The sequence below is a fragment of the Streptomyces sp. NPDC002619 genome (genome assembly GCF_042889305.1).
Taxonomy (GTDB): domain Bacteria; phylum Actinomycetota; class Actinomycetes; order Streptomycetales; family Streptomycetaceae; genus Streptomyces.
Map to the genome: position 1 here is coordinate 56,742 of NZ_JBIAQV010000010.1, position 16,637 is coordinate 73,378.

At 68.8% G+C, this 16,637-nt stretch carries 14 protein-coding genes and 1 tRNA gene; 5 read left to right on the forward strand and 10 right to left on the reverse strand.

The annotated features are described in order from the left end of the window. Positions 1-223: 223 nt before the first annotated feature. A complete protein-coding gene (locus ACFYXB_RS18385) occupies positions 224-1,279 on the forward strand; it encodes a LacI family DNA-binding transcriptional regulator (RefSeq protein ID WP_389583314.1) in 1,056 nt (351 codons plus the stop codon). A gap of 74 nt (positions 1,280-1,353) precedes the next feature. Here the strand turns inward: ACFYXB_RS18385 and ACFYXB_RS18390 are convergent. The 4 genes from ACFYXB_RS18390 to ACFYXB_RS18405 form a co-directional block, all read right to left on the reverse strand. Further along, positions 1,354-1,426, reverse strand: a tRNA-His gene (locus ACFYXB_RS18390). Between the two features lie 110 nt (positions 1,427-1,536). Continuing rightward, the gene (gene orn / locus ACFYXB_RS18395) at positions 1,537-2,145 is read right to left on the reverse strand and encodes an oligoribonuclease (protein WP_351349910.1); all 609 of its coding nucleotides are present in this window, start codon (positions 2,143-2,145) and stop codon (positions 1,537-1,539) included. Positions 2,146-2,276: 131 nt separating this feature from the next. Then, on the reverse strand, positions 2,277-3,503 hold the full coding sequence (locus ACFYXB_RS18400; RefSeq protein WP_389583316.1) for a helix-turn-helix domain-containing protein: 1,227 nt from the start codon (positions 3,501-3,503) through the stop codon (positions 2,277-2,279). Positions 3,504-3,881: 378 nt separating this feature from the next. Further along, positions 3,882-4,151 carry a hypothetical protein gene (locus ACFYXB_RS18405; protein WP_389583318.1) on the reverse strand — a complete coding sequence of 90 codons (270 nt, stop codon included), beginning with the start codon at positions 4,149-4,151 and terminating at the stop codon, positions 3,882-3,884. A 342-nt stretch (positions 4,152-4,493) separates the two neighbouring features. Here ACFYXB_RS18405 and ACFYXB_RS18410 point away from each other — a divergent pair, with 342 nt between their 5' ends. Further along, the gene (locus ACFYXB_RS18410; RefSeq protein WP_351349904.1) at positions 4,494-5,021 is read left to right on the forward strand and encodes a universal stress protein; all 528 of its coding nucleotides are present in this window, start codon (positions 4,494-4,496) and stop codon (positions 5,019-5,021) included. Between the two features lie 152 nt (positions 5,022-5,173). Further along, positions 5,174-5,737: a GPR1/FUN34/YaaH family transporter gene (locus ACFYXB_RS18415; RefSeq protein WP_389583321.1), complete on the forward strand. Its 564-nt coding sequence runs from the start codon at positions 5,174-5,176 to the stop codon at positions 5,735-5,737. A gap of 176 nt (positions 5,738-5,913) precedes the next feature. On the opposite strand, the gene glmS is transcribed toward ACFYXB_RS18415, so the two are convergent. Together glmS and ACFYXB_RS18425 are read right to left on the reverse strand one after the other, a co-directional pair. Further along, on the reverse strand, positions 5,914-7,731 hold the full coding sequence (gene glmS, locus ACFYXB_RS18420; RefSeq protein WP_388497214.1) for a glutamine--fructose-6-phosphate transaminase (isomerizing): 1,818 nt from the start codon (positions 7,729-7,731) through the stop codon (positions 5,914-5,916). Positions 7,732-7,744: 13 nt separating this feature from the next. Continuing rightward, positions 7,745-8,002, reverse strand: a complete 258-nt coding sequence (locus tag ACFYXB_RS18425) for a hypothetical protein (RefSeq protein ID WP_351349898.1) — start codon at positions 8,000-8,002, stop codon at positions 7,745-7,747. Between the two features lie 165 nt (positions 8,003-8,167). Between ACFYXB_RS18425 and ACFYXB_RS18430 the strand changes: the two genes are divergently transcribed. Continuing rightward, positions 8,168-9,733 (forward strand): purple acid phosphatase family protein, encoded by a 1,566-nt coding sequence (locus ACFYXB_RS18430; protein WP_389583325.1) that lies wholly within the window; start codon positions 8,168-8,170, stop codon positions 9,731-9,733. 180 nt (positions 9,734-9,913) lie between these two features. Next, positions 9,914-11,479, forward strand: coding sequence for a beta-N-acetylhexosaminidase (locus ACFYXB_RS18435; protein ID WP_389583328.1), 1,566 nt, complete (start codon positions 9,914-9,916; stop codon positions 11,477-11,479). A gap of 59 nt (positions 11,480-11,538) precedes the next feature. On the opposite strand, the gene ACFYXB_RS18440 is transcribed toward ACFYXB_RS18435, so the two are convergent. The 4 genes from ACFYXB_RS18440 to desA are packed head-to-tail and all read right to left on the reverse strand — an operon-like array spanning position 11,539 to position 16,565. Next, on the reverse strand, positions 11,539-13,308 hold the full coding sequence (locus ACFYXB_RS18440; RefSeq protein ID WP_389583330.1) for an IucA/IucC family protein: 1,770 nt from the start codon (positions 13,306-13,308) through the stop codon (positions 11,539-11,541). After that, the gene (locus tag ACFYXB_RS18445; RefSeq protein WP_389583332.1) at positions 13,308-13,832 is read right to left on the reverse strand and encodes a GNAT family N-acetyltransferase; all 525 of its coding nucleotides are present in this window, start codon (positions 13,830-13,832) and stop codon (positions 13,308-13,310) included. The genes ACFYXB_RS18440 and ACFYXB_RS18445 overlap by 1 nt, the downstream gene beginning before the upstream one ends. Further along, positions 13,829-15,115, reverse strand: coding sequence for a lysine N(6)-hydroxylase/L-ornithine N(5)-oxygenase family protein (locus ACFYXB_RS18450; protein WP_389583335.1), 1,287 nt, complete (start codon positions 15,113-15,115; stop codon positions 13,829-13,831). Before ACFYXB_RS18450 ends, ACFYXB_RS18445 begins: the two co-directional genes overlap by 4 nt. Then, complete coding sequence (gene desA / locus ACFYXB_RS18455; protein WP_389583338.1) at positions 15,099-16,565, reverse strand: lysine decarboxylase DesA; 1,467 nt, start codon at positions 16,563-16,565, stop codon at positions 15,099-15,101. Before desA ends, ACFYXB_RS18450 begins: the two co-directional genes overlap by 17 nt. Positions 16,566-16,637 lie beyond the last annotated feature (72 nt).

The window sequence follows — 16,637 nt, forward strand, 5'->3', positions numbered from 1 at the left end:
CTCCCACCAGTGATGTGTTGAAGGGTCGTCGGTTCCGGCGGGGGTGTCAAGGGAGCGGACGCGGAGATATGCGTTCAGTTATCTGCCTGTTAGCTAACGCCGGTTGGTGGCCTGGGGGACCCGCGAGGAACCACCTCAACACACGGGACTGTTAGATTCCAGGCCAGCCGCCCTGCGGCGGTGCACGTTGCGGTCGAGTGAACGGTCGATGGAGGCGGAGCCCATGGCAAGCCACGGAACGCGGGGCCGGAGTGGCCGTCGGCCCACGCTGGAAGAGGTCGCCGCCCGCGCCGGAGTGGGCCGTGGCACTGTCTCGCGCGTGATCAACGGGTCGCCCCGGGTCAGCGACGCGACCCGCGCGGCCGTCGAGGCGGCGGTCGAGGAACTCGGCTACGTCCCCAACACCGCGGCCCGCGCCCTCGCCGCCAACCGCACGGACGCCATCGCCCTCGTCGTCCCCGAACCCGAGACCCGCTTCTTCGCGGAACCGTACTTCTCGGACATGCTGCGCGGTGTCGGCGCCGAACTCTCCGACACCGAGATGCAGCTGCTGCTGATCTTCGCGGGCAGCGACCGGGAGCGGCAGCGGCTGGCGCAGTACCTGGCGGCGCACCGGGTCGACGGCGTCCTGCTGGTCTCCGTCCACGCGGACGACCCGCTGCCCGATCTGCTGGCGCAGCTGGAGATCCCGGCGGTGATCAGCGGCCCGCGCTCGGCGGCGGAGACGCTCACCTCGGTCGACTCGGACAACTACGGCGGCGGCCGCTCGGCCGTCGAGCACCTCTTCGCCCACGGCCGCCGCACGATCGCGCACATCACCGGCCGCCTCGACGTGTACGGTGCCCAGCAGCGCGTCGCCGGCTACCGCGACGCCCTGCGCGACGTGGGGTACCCGGTGGACGAACTCCTCATCGAGCCGGGCGACTTCACCGAGGAGGGCGGCCGCCGCGCGATGACCAGGCTGCTGGAGCGCGACCCGGCCCTGGACGCGGTGTTCGCCGGCTCGGACGTCACCGCGGCCGGCGCCCGGCAGGTGCTGCGCGAGGCGGGCCGCCGCATCCCCGCCGACGTGGCCCTGGTCGGCTACGACGACTCGGCGATAGCCCGCCACATGGACCCGCCCCTGACCAGCGTCCGCCAGCCGATCGAGGAGATGGGCCGCGCGATGCTCGACCTGCTCCTGGAGGAGATCGCCGACAGCCGCCCGCCCGCGTCCAGGGGGCTGGAGCGGCGGCATGTGGTGTTGGCTACGGAGCTGGTGGCGCGGGCGTCGTCGTGACGCCCGGCCCCGTCGGGGGCAACGAGAAAGCCGGTGACCTCGTCCTTCGACGAAGTCACCGGCTGACTATTGAGGGTGAGTGACGGGACTTGAACCCGCGACCACCTGGACCACAACCAGGTGCTCTACCAACTGAGCTACACCCACCATGACCGGCAGTTGGACTGCGTGGTCTTCCCGACCGGCCGAGAAAAAGTGTACAGGGTCCGAAGGGGTGCTCGCGCACGGCTTTTACGGCGCGCCTCCGCGGCTGCCGCTCAGGCCTGCTGAGCAGGCAGGACGTGCTTGGCGGCGATCGTCCTCGCGGTCTCCGAGTCGGGGCCGGGCTGGGGTACGAAGATGGCCTCGCGGTAGTAGCGCAGCTCCGCGATCGACTCGCGGATGTCGGCGAGGGCGCGGTGGTTGCCGTTCTTCTCCGGGCTGTTGAAGTAGGCCCGCGGGTACCAGCGCCGGGCCAGCTCCTTGATGGAGGACACGTCAACGATCCGGTAGTGGAGGTAGTCCTCCAGGGTCGGCATGTCCCGCAGCAGGAAGCCGCGGTCTGTGCTGACGGAGTTGCCGCACAAGGGGGCCTTGCCGGGCTCCTTCACGTGCTCCCGCACGTACGCCAGGACCTGCGCCTCCGCGTCGGCCAGCGTCGTGCCGCCGGCCAGCTCGTCGAGCAGCCCGGACGACGTGTGCATCTGACGCACCACCTCCGGCATCGTCTCCAGCGCCGAGTCGGGTGGACGGATGACGATGTCCACCCCCTCGCCGAGTACGTTCAGCTCGGAGTCGGTGACCAGCGCGGCCACCTCGATGAGCGCGTCGTCGGACAGCGAGAGTCCTGTCATCTCGCAGTCGATCCACACCATGCGATCGTTCATATGTCTAACCTTACGGCGCGGTGACGCCGGCTGAGCCGACCGTGCGGTGACCTTGTGAGTGGGGTTGCCCGGACAGGCCGGGGTGAGGGAGTGGCCGGGGCCCGAGGTGGATGCCTCGGGCCCCGGCGCCGTCACGTGCCCGTTCGTGGGCCCGGCAGGCTGGCTCTGCTCGTCACGTACGGGTCCGGTGACAGGCTCATCGCCGCGGCCGTGCGGCGGCTCTGCATCGGTACCGCGCTCTCCGGGTGCAGCAGGGGCGGCGCGCCGACTCCGCCCGGCAGGCCGGGGGACGTACCGGACTGCATCGCCGCAGGCTCGCCGTCGCCGGGTTTCTCACTCTGCGGGCGGCGTGCCCGGTACGCGGCGCGGTAGGCCGCCGGGGACGAACCCAGCTGGCGCCGGAAGTGGCCGCGCAGTGCCACCGGGGAGCGGAAGCCGCAGCGACCCGCGACCTCGTCCACCGAGTAGTCCGACGTCTCCAGGAGGCGTTGCGCCTGGAGCACACGCTGCGTGATCAGCCACTGCAGCGGCGCGCTTCCGGTCAGCGAGCGGAAGCGGCGGTCGAACGTACGGCGGCTCATGTACGCGCGCGCGGCCAGCGTCTCCACGTCGAACTGCTCGTGAAGATGCTCCAGCGCCCAGGCGACGACCTCGGCCAGCGGGTCGGCGCCGATCTCCTCTGGTAAAGACCTGTCGAGGTAGCGCTCCTGACCGCCGCTGCGGCGCGGCGGTACCACCAGGCGCCGGGCGAGCGCGCCCGCCGCCTCGTTGCCGTGGTCCGTGCGCACAATGTGGAGACAGAGGTCGATTCCGGCCGCGGTACCGGCGGAGGTCAGGACGTCGCCGTCGTCCACGAAGAGTTCTCGTGGATCGACGTGCACCGACGGGTAGCGCTTGGCCAGCGTCGGCGCGTACATCCAGTGCGTCGTGGCGGGGCGGCCGTCCAGCAGGCCCGCCGCGGCCAGCACGAAGGCGCCGGTGCACAGGCCTACGATGCGGGCGCCCTCCTCGTGCGCCCGGCGTAGTGCGTCGAGCGCCTCCTCCGGTGGCGGTGAGGTGATCGAGCGCCAGGCCGGCACGACGACCGTGCCCGCGCGCGAGATCGCTTCCAGCCCGTGCGGCGCGGTGAGTTCGAGGCCCCCTGTGGTCCGCAGCGGGCCTTCCTCACCGGCGGCCACCAGTAGTCGGTAGCGCGGTACCCCGGCGTCCTGGCGGTCGATCCCGAACACCGAAAGCGGTATGGAACTCTCGAAGATGGGGCCGCCGCTGAACAGCAGCACCGCGACGATCTCCTTGCGGCGTCGCCCGGACAGTTTCCGGGCCGCGGCTTCCGGCGTGGCAGTGGAGTCGTGGCTCATCCTGCTAAGCCCCCCTCGGTGGTCGCGGCTCCTCGGTTGTGTCGCTCCTGCACGTTTCCCCTTGGTCCTGCACGATTCCCCCGCCGTAAGACAGTCAAGATCGAATCTACTGGGTTCCGCGGGCCCGCGGTGACCAGTTCGACACGCGGCACATTGTCGACATGGCAACTTGGCGTGAAGCATTCGATCACGAAGCGTTGCACTCGCGGGCCGTGCAGGGAAGTGCGCCTCGTGGCAGTGGCTAAACCGCGTAGGGTGCGCAGGGTCTCCAGGGCCCTTTCCGTGCAGGTGGAACGGGGGTTGGGGGGTGGCTGGACCATGTCCCGCATGGTGTCCTGAAGTTGGCTGAAAACCAGTGGTCGTGTGCGCGGAAACCGGTCAGTCGACCGGTGCCCGATCCTCGGCCCGTTCCCGAATGTGACGTCCGCCTCTTCGGGAGCCCGCACGCTCGGAACGGCGCATGAGGAAGCAGCATGCGCCGGTCATGGCGGCCAGACCGAGGGCGGTGCCCGCGGCGCCGGCCGGCGAGGTGCCGTACCAGATCAGGACCATGGGGACGAGGACGCAGCTGAAGGCCGCCCAGCGGACCAGGTCGGTCACGGCGTCCGGTGCGCGACGCGGTTCGCTGGTGGGTCGTGGTCCGGACATGTCGTCACTCCCTGTCGCGCGCCCTGGGGTGGTGGCTCGCCGTGATCAACGCATGCTCGAGGGTTCGGTCACTGTACGGATCCGGCCGGATGCGCGTACCCGACGGAATCCTGTGCAAACCGCCTGTACGAAGCAGCGACCATTGCGTCACGGGCGCCTCTCGTGCATGCTCCGGGGAACCCCGACGGGCTCCCGGGACCTCCTCGTGGAGTGCGCACGGGATCTGGGCGAAGGAGGCGTGCCGCCGTACCCTTGGGGTATGGGGTTGGGAAGATGTTTCCCGGACACAGCTCCGCCGCACACTGTCGTCCCACCCACGAGGATCAAAACGCCGAGACACCCATGGCCGGTCACGAATTCTTCGAATCCCAGGACCGCAAGCGGCCGGTCGCCGACCCCACGGCGGCCGATCCCCTGGCGGCGGAAGAGTCACGCCATTCCTGCGATCCCGCCTTCAAGCACGGAGTGGTCGTCGGCTTCGACGGCTCCACCTCCAGTGAGCGCGCCCTCGCCTACGCGATCGGCATGGCCCACCGCTCCGGCTCGGGCCTGATCATCGTCCACGTCGCCAACCGGCTGCCCACCACGGTGTGGGCGGGGTGCGAACCACCGGTCTTCGTCGACGTGCCGGATCACCGCACCGAGGTCCTCGGGCTCGAACTCGCCTGTGCGGACTATCTGGCCGAAGTGCCCTGGATCCTCGTCGAGCGCGGCGGCGACATCTGCCACGAACTCGAAGAGGTGGGGCGAGAGTACGAGGCCGACGCGATCGTCGTCGGGTCCACCCACGGCATCGTCGGGCGGATTTTCGGCTCGGTCGCCGGGCGGCTCGCGAAGCGGGCCCAGCGCCCGGTCGTCGTCATTCCGTAACTCATCGTTGGCCCAGGTGACATGGCTCCCTGGCGGCGTCCGACTGTCCTTCCGAGCGACACAAATCTACTCGCGCGTAGGAGTGTTTGTGTCCTTGTGAAGGGCATATATCGGTCACCGCGCAGTTGCACTTTGCATGAAGGGAGCCCGCCGTGGACAACGACGTCTCTGCGGGAAGCACCACCACGGTCGTCGGCCGACTCGCCCTGGGGATCACCCTCTTGGCGTTCGGTCTCGGCCTGACCGACGTGATCGACGGCGTGGGGGCATCCGACGCCGTGTCACTGGCCCACTACGTAGGCGGCGTCGCACTCTTCGTCGCCGGTCTGTTCGCCTTCCGCGACCGCGACACGGCAACAGGTACGGCCTACTCGGCGCTCGGCGCCCTGTGGTTCACCTGGGCCGTCTCGGCCGGGGGCAACGCGTCCGCCAACGCGGCGGGGATGTTCCTACTCCTGTTCGCCCTCGTGACCCTCACCCTGACTCTCGCGGGCGGCGATCAGCTCACCCAGGGGACCTACGGGCTGTTCTGCGTCTCCCTCGTGCTCCTCGCCATCGGGCAGTTCGCGACCAACGACAGCCTCACGAAGGTCGGCGGCTGGGTCGCCGTGGCCGCCGGTGCGGTGGCCTGGTACGCGGCGACCGCGGCGCTGGCGCACTGGCCGACCGCGCTTTCCAAGCGGGCTGCGGGCCGGGGGGTGACGGCCGCCGGCTAATACGCAGCCGACGCCGGGGAGTTGGTCTTCCCCGGTGACTGTGAGCGGACCCCCCGTGGTTTGGTGGCACACGTGGGGGTCCGTTCTGTTGTCCGGCCCGCGCGGGTTTGTGGGAGCTGGTCGCGCCCGCGCGGCGGAGCGCAGGTCGATACAGCCCCGCGCCCCTTCGGGGGCGCTTATTCCACCGTTACCGACTTGGCGAGGTTCCGCGGCTTGTCGATGTCCCTTCCCAGGGTCAATGCCGTGTGGTAGGCGAGGAGTTGGAGGGGGATGCCCATCAGGATCGGGTCCAACTCGTCCTCGTTCTTGGGAACGACGATCGTCTGGTCGGCCTTCTCCTGGTCCTGGTGGGCCACCGCGAGGATCCGGCCGCTGCGGGCCTTGATCTCCTCCAGGGCGGCGCGGTTCTTCTCCAGGAGGTCGTCGTCGGGGACGATCGCGACCGTCGGCAGAGCAGGCTCGATCAGGGCCAGCGGACCGTGCTTCAGCTCCGAGGCGGGGTACGCCTCGGCGTGGATGTACGAGACCTCCTTGAGCTTCAAAGAGGCCTCGCGGGCCACCGGGTAGCCCCGGACGCGGCCGATGAAGAGCATCGAGCGGGCCTCGGCGTACTGCTCGGCCAGCTCCTTGATCTGCTCCTCCTGCTTGAGGATCTCGCTGATCTGCTCGGGCAGCCTTCGCAGGCCCTCGATGATCCGCTTGCCGTCCCGCACGGAGAGGTCACGGGTGCGGCCGAGGTGCAGGGCGAGCAGCGCGAAGGCGACCGTCGTGTTCGTGAAGCACTTGGTCGACACGACGCAGACCTCGGGTCCGGCGTGGACGTAGATGCCGCCGTCCGCCTCGCGGGCGATCGCCGAGCCCACCACGTTGACGACACCGAGGACCCGCGCGCCCTTGCGCTTCAGCTCCTGGACGGCGGCGAGGACGTCGTACGTCTCACCGGACTGGGAGACGGCGACGTAGAGGGTGTCGGGGTCCACGACGGCGTTGCGGTAGCGGAACTCGGAGGCCGGCTCGGCGTCCGCGGGGATGCGGGCCAGCTCCTCGATCATCTGGGCGCCGATCATGCCCGCGTGGTACGAGGTGCCGCAGCCGAGGATCTTGACGCGGCGGATCTGACGGGCCTCGCGGGCGTCCAGGTTGAGGCCGCCGAGGTGCACGGTGGAGAAGCGGTCGTCGATGCGCCCGCGCAGCACACGGTCCACGGCCTCGGCCTGCTCGTGGATCTCCTTGTGCATGTAGGTGTCGTGGCCGCCCATGTCGTACGACGCGGCCTCCCACTCCACCGTGGTCGGCTCGGCCGTGGTGCGGGTGCCCTCGGTGGTGTAGGTGCGGAAGTCGTCGGCCTTGAGGGTGGCCATCTCGCCGTCGTCGAGGGTGACTATCTGGCGGGTGTGGGTGACCAGCGCGGCGATGTCCGAGGCGACGAACATCTCCTTCTCGCCGATGCCGAGGACCACCGGGGAGCCGTTGCGGGCCACCACGATCCGGTCGGGGAAGTCGGCGTGCAGGACCGCGATGCCGTACGTGCCCTCGACGACGCGCAGCGTCTCGCGGACCTTGTCCTCGAGCTTCTCGGCCTGGGAGCGGGCGATCAGATGGGTGAGGACCTCGGTGTCGGTCTCGGAGAGGAACTCGACGCCGTCCGCCTCCAGCTTGCGGCGCAGGTCGGAGGCGTTGTCGATGATGCCGTTGTGGACGACGGCGACCTTGCCCTCGGCATCCATGTGCGGGTGGGCGTTCACGTCGGACGGGGCGCCGTGGGTGGCCCAGCGGGTGTGAGCGATACCGGTGGTGCCCTTGAAGCGCGCCGGGACCTTGGCCTCCAGGTCGCGCACCCGGCCCTTGGCCTTGACCATCTTCAGGCCGGCCGTCTTCGGCGAGGTGACGACGATGCCTGCGGAGTCGTAGCCGCGGTACTCCAGGCGCTGCAGGCCTTCGAGGAGGAGGGGGGCTACGTCACGCTTCCCGATGTATCCGACAATTCCGCACATATATAGGTATTCCTCAGCCGTAGACCATGCGGCGCAACTGTCGGAGCGTGAGCTCCGGCGGTGCCACCGCCCGGTATTTCAGGTCCGCCTCGATCCGCTCGAAGATCGTCGCGTTCACCAGGCCCTGAGTCTGGAGCTCGCGGTGGCGGCGACGGACGTAGTCCTCGGTCGTCTCGTCGAAGTAGGCGAGCACGTCCTGGATCACACGCAGCGCCTCGCCCCGGTTGAGGGTCGTGGACCGCGTCAGATGATCAACGAGTTCGTCGTGCACCCGGTAGATCCTGGGGTACCGGCGAAAGTTTCGCAAGGATCCTGCCCGATTTCGGGCAACTACCTGTTGAAACTCTTATGGGAGTCTGTTTGCGATCCGTCCATCCTGTGTCCTGTGTCTCGTTGACAACGTGAACGAGTTTCAGACGCCATGGACATTCCTCGCATGGGCGTACCCGACAAGCTGGCCGAGCGCATGAGCATGGCCGAGCAGCACGAGTACCTGCGCGCCAGATTCTCTCGGCGCACGATGATCAGAGGCGGCGCCGTCACGCTCGGCGCCGTCACCGGTGGCGCGTTCGTGGCGGGCGGGACCGCCCAGGCCGCCGTACCGACCCAGCGCACCGCCCCGGCCACCGAGACGGTCGACGGCGCGTACGTCGCCCCCTTCGGCCGCCACCTGGCCTACGGCAACGACCCGCGCACGGAGATCACCGTCTCCTGGCAGGTCCCGGTCGCGGTGAAGAAGCCCTTCATCCGCATCGGCGCCCGCCCCACGGACCTGTCCCGCAAGATCGACGCCGAGGTCCGCACCCTCTACACCCCGGCCGGCGTCGGCGCGAGCGGCAACCACACCCAGTACTACGTGCACGCCAAGCTCACCCACCTGCGCCCCGGCCAGACCTACTACTACGGCGTCGGCCACCAGGGCTTCGACCCCGCCGAGGCGCACCTTCTCGGCACCCTGGGCACCTTCACCACCGCCCCCGCCCACAAGGCCCCGTTCACCTTCACGGCCTTCGGCGACCAGGGCGTCAGCTACCACGCCCTGGCCAACGACAGCCTCATCCTCGGCCAGAACCCGGCCTTCCACCTGCACGCCGGCGACATCGCCTACGGCGACCCGGCCGGCCAGGGCAAGGCCGAGGACACCGGCTTCGACTCCCGCACCTGGGACCAGTTCCTGGCCCAGACCGAGTCGGTCGCCAAGCAGATCCCGTGGATGGTCTCGTACGGCAACCACGACATGGAGGCCTGGTACTCGCCGAACGGCTACGGCGGCGAGGAAGCCCGCTGGAGCCTCCCGGACAACGGCCCGGACAAGGCGAACCTGCCCGGCGTCTACTCCTTCGTCTACGGGAACACGGCGGTCATCTCCCTCGACCCCAACGACGTCTCCTTCGAGATCCCGGCGAACCTGGGCATCTCCGGCGGCACCCAGACCACATGGTTCGAGGCGCAGCTGAAGAAGTTCCGGGCCTCGAACGACATCGACTTCGTCATCGTGTTCTTCCACCACTGCGCGTACTGCACGTCCACGGCGCACGCCTCGGAGGGGGGCGTGCGACAGGAGTGGGTGCCGCTGTTCGAGAAGTACAACGTCGACCTCGTCATCAACGGTCACAACCACCAGTACGAGCGCACCGACGTCATCAAGGGCGACGCGGTCACCAAGAAGCTCCCGATCGGTGGCACGGCGTACCCCGAGACCGAGGGTGTCGTGTACGTCACGGCGGGCGCGGCCGGCCGCAGCCTGTACGCGTTCAGCGCTCCCGACTCCTACGAGGGCCACGAGAACGAGGTCGAGTCCGTCGCCTCCTTCATCAACCTCAAGGGCGGCAAGCAGAACGAGACTGTCGCCTGGTCCCGGGTCCGCTACCTGAACTACTCGTTCCTGCGCGTGGACGTCACGCCCGCGTCCAAGGGTCACTACACGACGCTGAAGGTCCAGGGCATCGCCGAGACCGGTGACCGGATCGACCACTTCACGGTGGCGCGCAAGGCGAAGTAGTCCGTCACGGGTGCGCTCCGGAAGGCCGGGCGCACACACAGCCCGCGAGCAGGCGGTCCTCAACATCCGTGTGAGGACCGCCTGCTTGTCGGTTCCGAACTCATCGGCTCTGCGGGAGAGTGGTCTCTACCATTTCCGAAGGGAGCGCATGTGAGACGGCACCACAGCACGACTCCCCGTATGGCCCGAATCCTCGGATCCCTGCTGCTCGTCGCCGCCGCGGGCGCGTTCACCGTCGCCGCGACACCGGCCTCGAAGCCCGCCGCCACCCCGCTCGACCAGGTGGTCCCGGCGCCCGCGTCGGTCACCCCGGGCGGATCGCCGTACCGGATCACCCATGAGGCGCGCATCCGCGTCCCCGACACCCGCGCAGCCCGCCAGGTCGGCGCCTATCTGGCGGACCTCCTGCGGCCCTCCACCGGCTACCCCCTGCCGGTGACGACCCGGGGCCCCGCCGACATACAACTCCGCCTCCAGCCCGGGAAGTTCGGCGCCGAGGGCTACCGGCTCGACAGCGGCCACGGCGGCGTCACCATCACCGCGAGCGCACCGGCCGGCCTCTTCCACGGCGTCCAGACCCTGCGCCAGCTGCTGCCCGCCTCCGTCGAGAAGAAGTCCGTACAGCCCGGCCCCTGGCTCGTGGCCGGCGGCACCGTCCAGGACACCCCGCGCTTCGCCTACCGCGGCGCGATGCTGGACGTCTCCCGGCACTTCTTCACCGTCGACCAGGTCAAGCGCTACATCGACGAGCTGGCCCTCTACAAGTTCAACGAGCTGCATCTCCACCTCAGTGACGACCAGGGCTGGCGCATCGCCATCGACTCCTGGCCACGCCTGGCCACGTACGGCGGCTCCACCCAGGTCGGCGGCGGCACCGGCGGCCACTACAGCAAGGCCGACTACCAGGAGATCGTCCGCTACGCCGCCTCCCGCTATCTGGAGGTCGTCCCGGAGATCGACATGCCGGGCCACACCAACGCGGCCCTGGCCTCCTACGCCGAGCTGAACTGCGACGGCGTCGCGCCCCCGCTCTACACCGGCACCGAGGTCGGCTTCAGCTCGCTGTGCGTGCCGAAGCAGATCACATACGACTTCGTAGACGACGTCATCCGCGAACTGGCCGCCCTGACCCCCGGCCGCTATCTCCACATCGGCGGCGACGAGGCGCACTCCACGAGTCACGCCGACTACGTCGCCTTCATGGACAAGGTGCAGCCGATCGTCGCCAAGTACGGCAAGACGGTGATCGGTTGGCACCAGCTGACCGGAGCGACTCCGGCCAAGGGCGCCCTCGCCCAGTACTGGGGCCTGGACGACACCAGCGCCGAGGAGAAGGCCCAGGTCGCGAAGGCGGCGCAGAACGGGACCGGGCTGATCCTTTCCCCGGCCGACCGGCTTTACCTCGACATGAAGTACACCGAGGACACGCCCCTCGGTCAGGACTGGGCAGGCCTCGTGGAGGTACGGCGGTCCTACGACTGGGATCCGGGCACCTACCTTGCCGGAGTCCCCGGTGCGGCCGTGCGGGGCGTCGAGGCGCCGCTGTGGACGGAGACCATCACCAAGTCCGCCGACATCGAGTACATGGCCTTCCCGCGCGTCGCGGGCGTGGCCGAGCTGGGCTGGTCCCCGGCGGCCACCCACGACTGGGACGCCTACAAGGTGCGGCTGGCCGCGCAGGGTCCGCGCTGGGAGGCGCGGGGCATGGCGTACTACCGCTCGCCGCAGGTGCCCTGGACGGACTGAGACACGGCTGACGGGCACCCCGGAGGACCTCACTCCGGGGTGCCCGTCCGGCTGAGGGGTCAGAACCCGGCGATGGGGTTCCGCAGGGTGCCGACCAGCTGGAGCGCGGCGGAGGGATCCGCCAGGTCCACCATCTGCCGGTTGTTGCGCAGCTGGAGCCGGTTGAGGCAGGACAGCGCGAACTCGGGGGCGAACATGTCGTACTCCCTGAATTTGTCGGCGAGTTCGGGCGCCGACTCCTGGTACGCGCGCGTGACCTCCGCGACCGTACGCCAGAAGTCGTCTTCGTCCAGGATCCCCTTGTCGGCGAGGATCGCGGCGAGGAAGCGGAAGAAGCAGTCGAAGACGTCCGTGAAGACCGACAGCAGCTTCTGGTCCTCAGGGACCTCGACCCGGATGCGCTGCACCTCCGGCGGCAGCACCGCGTCCGGGTCCATCACCACGATCTCCTCGGCGACGTCCTTGTAGATCGCGCGCTGTACGACACCGTCCTTCAGGACCAGGATGACGTTCTCGCCGTGCGGCATGAAGGCAAGGTCGTAGGCGTAGAAACTGTGCAGCAGCGGCGTGAAGTACGCCCGCAGATAGCGGCGCAGCCACTCCACCGGCGCCAGCCCCGACCGCTCGATCAACGCGCCGACGAAGGACGCGCCCTCGTGGTCGACGTGGAGGAGGGACGCCATGGTGGCGAGCGACTCGCCCTCTTCCAGTGAGGGCAACGGGCTCTCCCGCCACAGCGCGGCCAGCATCTTGCGGTACGGCGAGTAGCGGTCCGTGGCCGCCTCGTACTCCAGATGCCGATAGCCGACGGCGGCCCGCTCACGGATGATCGTCAGACCCGTCGGCTTCAGCACCGGGTCGCCCTCGATCAGCTGGGCCAGCCAGTCGTTGATCGCCGGGGTCGCCTCCATGTACGCGGCCGAAAGCCCCCGCATGAAGCCCATGTTGAGGACGGACAGGGCCGTTTTCACATAGTGCTTCCCGGGGTTCGAGCGGTTGAAGAAGGTTCGTATCGACTGCTGCGCCAGATACTCGTCGTCGCCCTCGCCCAGACAGACCAGGTACTGCCGGGCCACCTCGGCGGCGAAGGTGACCGTGAGCTTGTTCCACCACTGCCAGGGGTGGACGGGTATGAGGAGGTAGTCGGCGGGGTCCAGACCCTGGTCGCGCAGGACCCGGTCGAACCGCTCGACCGTCTCCGCGCCCAACTCCTGCCGCACGAACGACTCGTACTCGATCCCGGCCCCCGCAGTGAACGCGGCCCGCGAGCGGTGCGCGGCAAGCCACACCAGGCGGACCGGGCTCGCGGTCTCCGGGGCGTACGACAGGTACTCGTGGAGGCCGAAGCCGAGCCGCCCGTTGTTGGCGACGAAACAGGGATGGCCCTCGGTCATGCCGGTCTCGATCGCCTGGAAGCCGCTCTTCGCGAGGTCGGCGGAGGTGACCTGCGGCTTGGTGAGCTTGTAGCAGGTGCCGGAGAGGGTGGAGGAGATCTCCTCCAGGTAGACGGGCAGGATCTCGTCGCTCAGGCCCAGGGATTGGTGCAGCTCGATGAAGAAGTCCAGGGCGGCGAGGGGGAGTTGGCTGCCTTCGCGGTGGCGGCTGATCGACGCGGCATTTATTTGCCAGTGGTCGAGGGCGCGGCGGGTGGCGGTGAAGCGGTAGTGGCTGAGGCCGTCGTCGCTGCGGACGACGTACGCCTCCCCGTCCTCCTCCGGCGTGATCAGCCGTTCGTGCGCGAACTCGGCGAGCGCCTTGCGGATGAGCAGGCGGTTGGCGGTGTCCCAGCGCTCGGGGGAGAGGTGGGTCACGGCGTCGGCGAGGGTCATCAGGCTGCCACCGCCTTCTCGAAGCTCTCCCGCGTACAGAAGCTCAGCAACGCGTTCTTCTCCGGTTTCCGGATCTCCCGTTCGGGGACGAACCCGACGGCCTCGTTCAGGGCGTGCACCGCCTTGTTGCGCACGTCCGGCTCCACGACGACCCGTTCGGTCGCCGGGTCCTCGAAGAGGTGTGCCATGACGGCGGTGATGACGTCCTTGGTGAACCCGTGCACCGGGGTGTCCGTCGGCGGCACCAGGAAGTGCATGCCGACGTCGCCCGGCTCGGGCTCGTACAGCCCGACCAGCTCCCGGTGGGCCGGGTCGTACTGCTCCATCAGGAAGGCGGGCTCTCCGTCGAGCAGACCGAGCAGCGCGTGGTGGTGCTCGTCGGCCGCGATCTCCATGTAGGCCCGCTCGACGTCCTCCAGTTCCGCGTCCTGCATCATCCACAAGGCCGCCTTGGGGTGGGTGACCCAGCCGTGCAGCAACTCGGCGTCCTTGAGGGGGTCGAGGGGGCGGAAGGTGAAGGTCATACGGCGAACTCCTGGAACGCGATGGTCTTCTCGACCGGGTAGTACTCGGTGCCGAGCAGCTCGCGGATGATGCTGCTGTTGCGGTATGCCCCCATGCTCAGGTCGGGGCTGGTGATGCTGTGGGTGTGGACGCCGGCGTTCTGGAGGAAGACGCCGCGGCCCGTGAGGTCGATGGCGTAGTTGCGGGCGACGTCGAAGCGGCCGTGGCCGTCGAAGCGGAGGCGGTCGCGGATGGGGGCGAGGAAGGCCGGGGGCTCGTAGTGGTAGCCGGTGGCCAGGACCAGGCCCCCGGTGCGGATCTCGAAGTCCTTGTCCTGCTCGTCCTGGTGGAAGCCGAGGGTGTACGAGCCGTCCTCGTGACGGGTGCTGGCCAGCGAGGAGTTGGTGAGCAACCGGGTGGGGACGGGACGGTCGCCGCTCTCGACGTTCTTCTGGTAGAGCAGGTCGAAGATCGAGTCGATCAGGTCCGAGTTGATGCCCTTGAACAGGCCCTTCTGCTGCTTCTCCAGCCGGTAGCGGGTCTCCTCGGGCAGCGCGCGGAAGTAGTCGATGTAGTCCGGGGACGTCATCTCCAGCGTCAGCTTGCTGTATTCGAGGGGGAAGAAGCGCGGGGAGCGGGTGACCCAGTTGAGCTCGTAGCCGTGGACGTCGATCTCGGAGAGGAGTTCGTAGTAGATCTCGGCGGCGCTCTGTCCGCTGCCGACGATCGTGATCGACTTCCTGGCCTGCAGCTCCGCCTTGCGGTGCATGTACTGAGAGGTGTGGATGACGTCGCCGCCGAGGTCCCGGCACGCCTCGGGGACGAACGGGACCGTGCCCGTGCCGAGGACCAGGTGCCGGGCGTGATAGGTCTCGCCGGCCGCCGTCCGGACGACGTACAGCTCGTCCTCGTACGTCACCTCGGTGACCGTGGTGTCGAAGCGTACGCTGCTCAGCTTGCCGGCCGCCCAGCGGCAGTAGTCGTCGTACTCGATGCGGAGCGGGTAGAAGTTCTCGCGGATGTAGAACGAGTACAGACGGCCCTTCTCCTTCAGATAATTGACGAAGGAGTACGGCGACGTCGGGTCCGCCAGGGTGACCAGGTCCGACATGAACGGGGTCTGGAGGCGGGCGCCGTCCAGGAACATTCCGGCGTGCCACTCGAAGTCGGGCTTGGAGTCCAGGAAGACGCCGTCGAGTTCGGCGATCGGCTCGGTGAGGCAGGCGAGGCCGAGGTTGAAGGGGCCGAGCCCGATCCCCACGAAGTCGTGGGTGCGGTGCGGGGCTTCAGGACGCGCGGTCAAGGGACTCTCCCAGGTACTGCTCGGCGTGGCCGGCGATCAGGCCGAGGACGGCGGCGATGTCTTCCGTCGTCGTCTCGGGGTTGAGCAGGGTGAACTTCAGGTAGTGACGGCCGCCGACCTTGGTGCCCGCGACGACCGCGTCGCCAGAGGCGAACAGGGCCTTGCGCGTATACAGGTTGGCGCGGTCGATCTCCGCCGGGTCGGTGACGGCGGCAGGGATGTAGCGGAAGACGAGGGTGGACAGGGACGGCTCGACGACGACGTCGAAGCGGGGGTCGGCGGCGAGCAGCTGCCAACCCTCCCGCGCCAGGTCGCAGACCTCATCGAAGAGTTCGCCGATACCGTCGGCGCCCATCGTGCGCAGGGTCATCCACAGCTTGAGGGCGTCGAAGCGGCGGGTGGTCTGCAGGGACTTGTCGACCTGGTTGGGGATGCGCTCCTGCACCATGCGGCGCGGGTTGAGGTACTCCGCGTGGTAGGTGGCATGCCGGAGCGTGGAGGCGTCGCGGACCAGTACGGCGGACGAACTCACCGGCTGGAAGAAGGACTTGTGGTAGTCGACGGTGACGGAGTCGGCGCGGTCGATGCCGGCGATGCGGTCCCGGTACTTGAGCGAGGCGAGCAGTCCACAGCCGTAGGCGGCGTCCACGTGCAGCCACACCCCGTGCTGCGTGCACAGCTCGGAGATCTGGGGCAGCGGGTCGATGGAGCCGAAGTCGGTGGTGCCGGCCGTGGCGACGACCGCCATCGGGATCAGACCGTCCCGCCTGCAGCGCTCCAGCTCATGGGCGAGGGCGACGGTCTGCATGCGTTTGTCGTGGTCGACGGGGATGGACACCACGGAGTCGGGGGACAGGCCGAGCAGTTTCGCGGACTTCTTGACGCTGAAGTGGCTGACCTCGGAGGCGAAGATCCGCAGTTTGGCGAGCGAGGCCGGATATTCCCGCCCTTCCCGCCCTGGCTTCGCCTCCTCCCTCGCCAGCAGCAGCGCCTGGAGGTTGGACTGCGTGCCGCCGGAGGTGAACACGCCGTCGGCGGCGGGGCCGAGGCCGATGCGGGCGGCCGTCCAGTCGATCAGTTTGCGCTCGATGAGGGTGCCGCCGGCCGACTGGTCCCAGGTGTCGAGGGAGGAGTTGACCGCGGAGAGCACGGCCTCGCCGAGCACCGCGGGGATGACGACCGGGCAGTTGAGGTGGGCGAGGTAGCGGGGGTGGTGGAAGTAGACGGCGTCGCGGAGGTAGACGTCCTCCAACTCGTCCAGCACGGCCGTGGTGTCGTGCAGGGGCTGGTCGAGGTCGATCCGCTCGATGCCGGGAGTGAGGGCGTCGACCGTGACGCCGGTGAACGGACGGTCGGTGGTGGCAAGTTTGGCCGCCACCCGCTCGACTCCTTCGGTCACGGAGCGGCGATAGTGCTCCGCGGTGAGGTCATTGAGCAGGTGCGAGCGCATGTGGGAGTCCTCCGAGGGGACAGTCCGTGCGGGACGATTCAATTTAGGTAAGCCTAACCTAAGTAGTGCGAC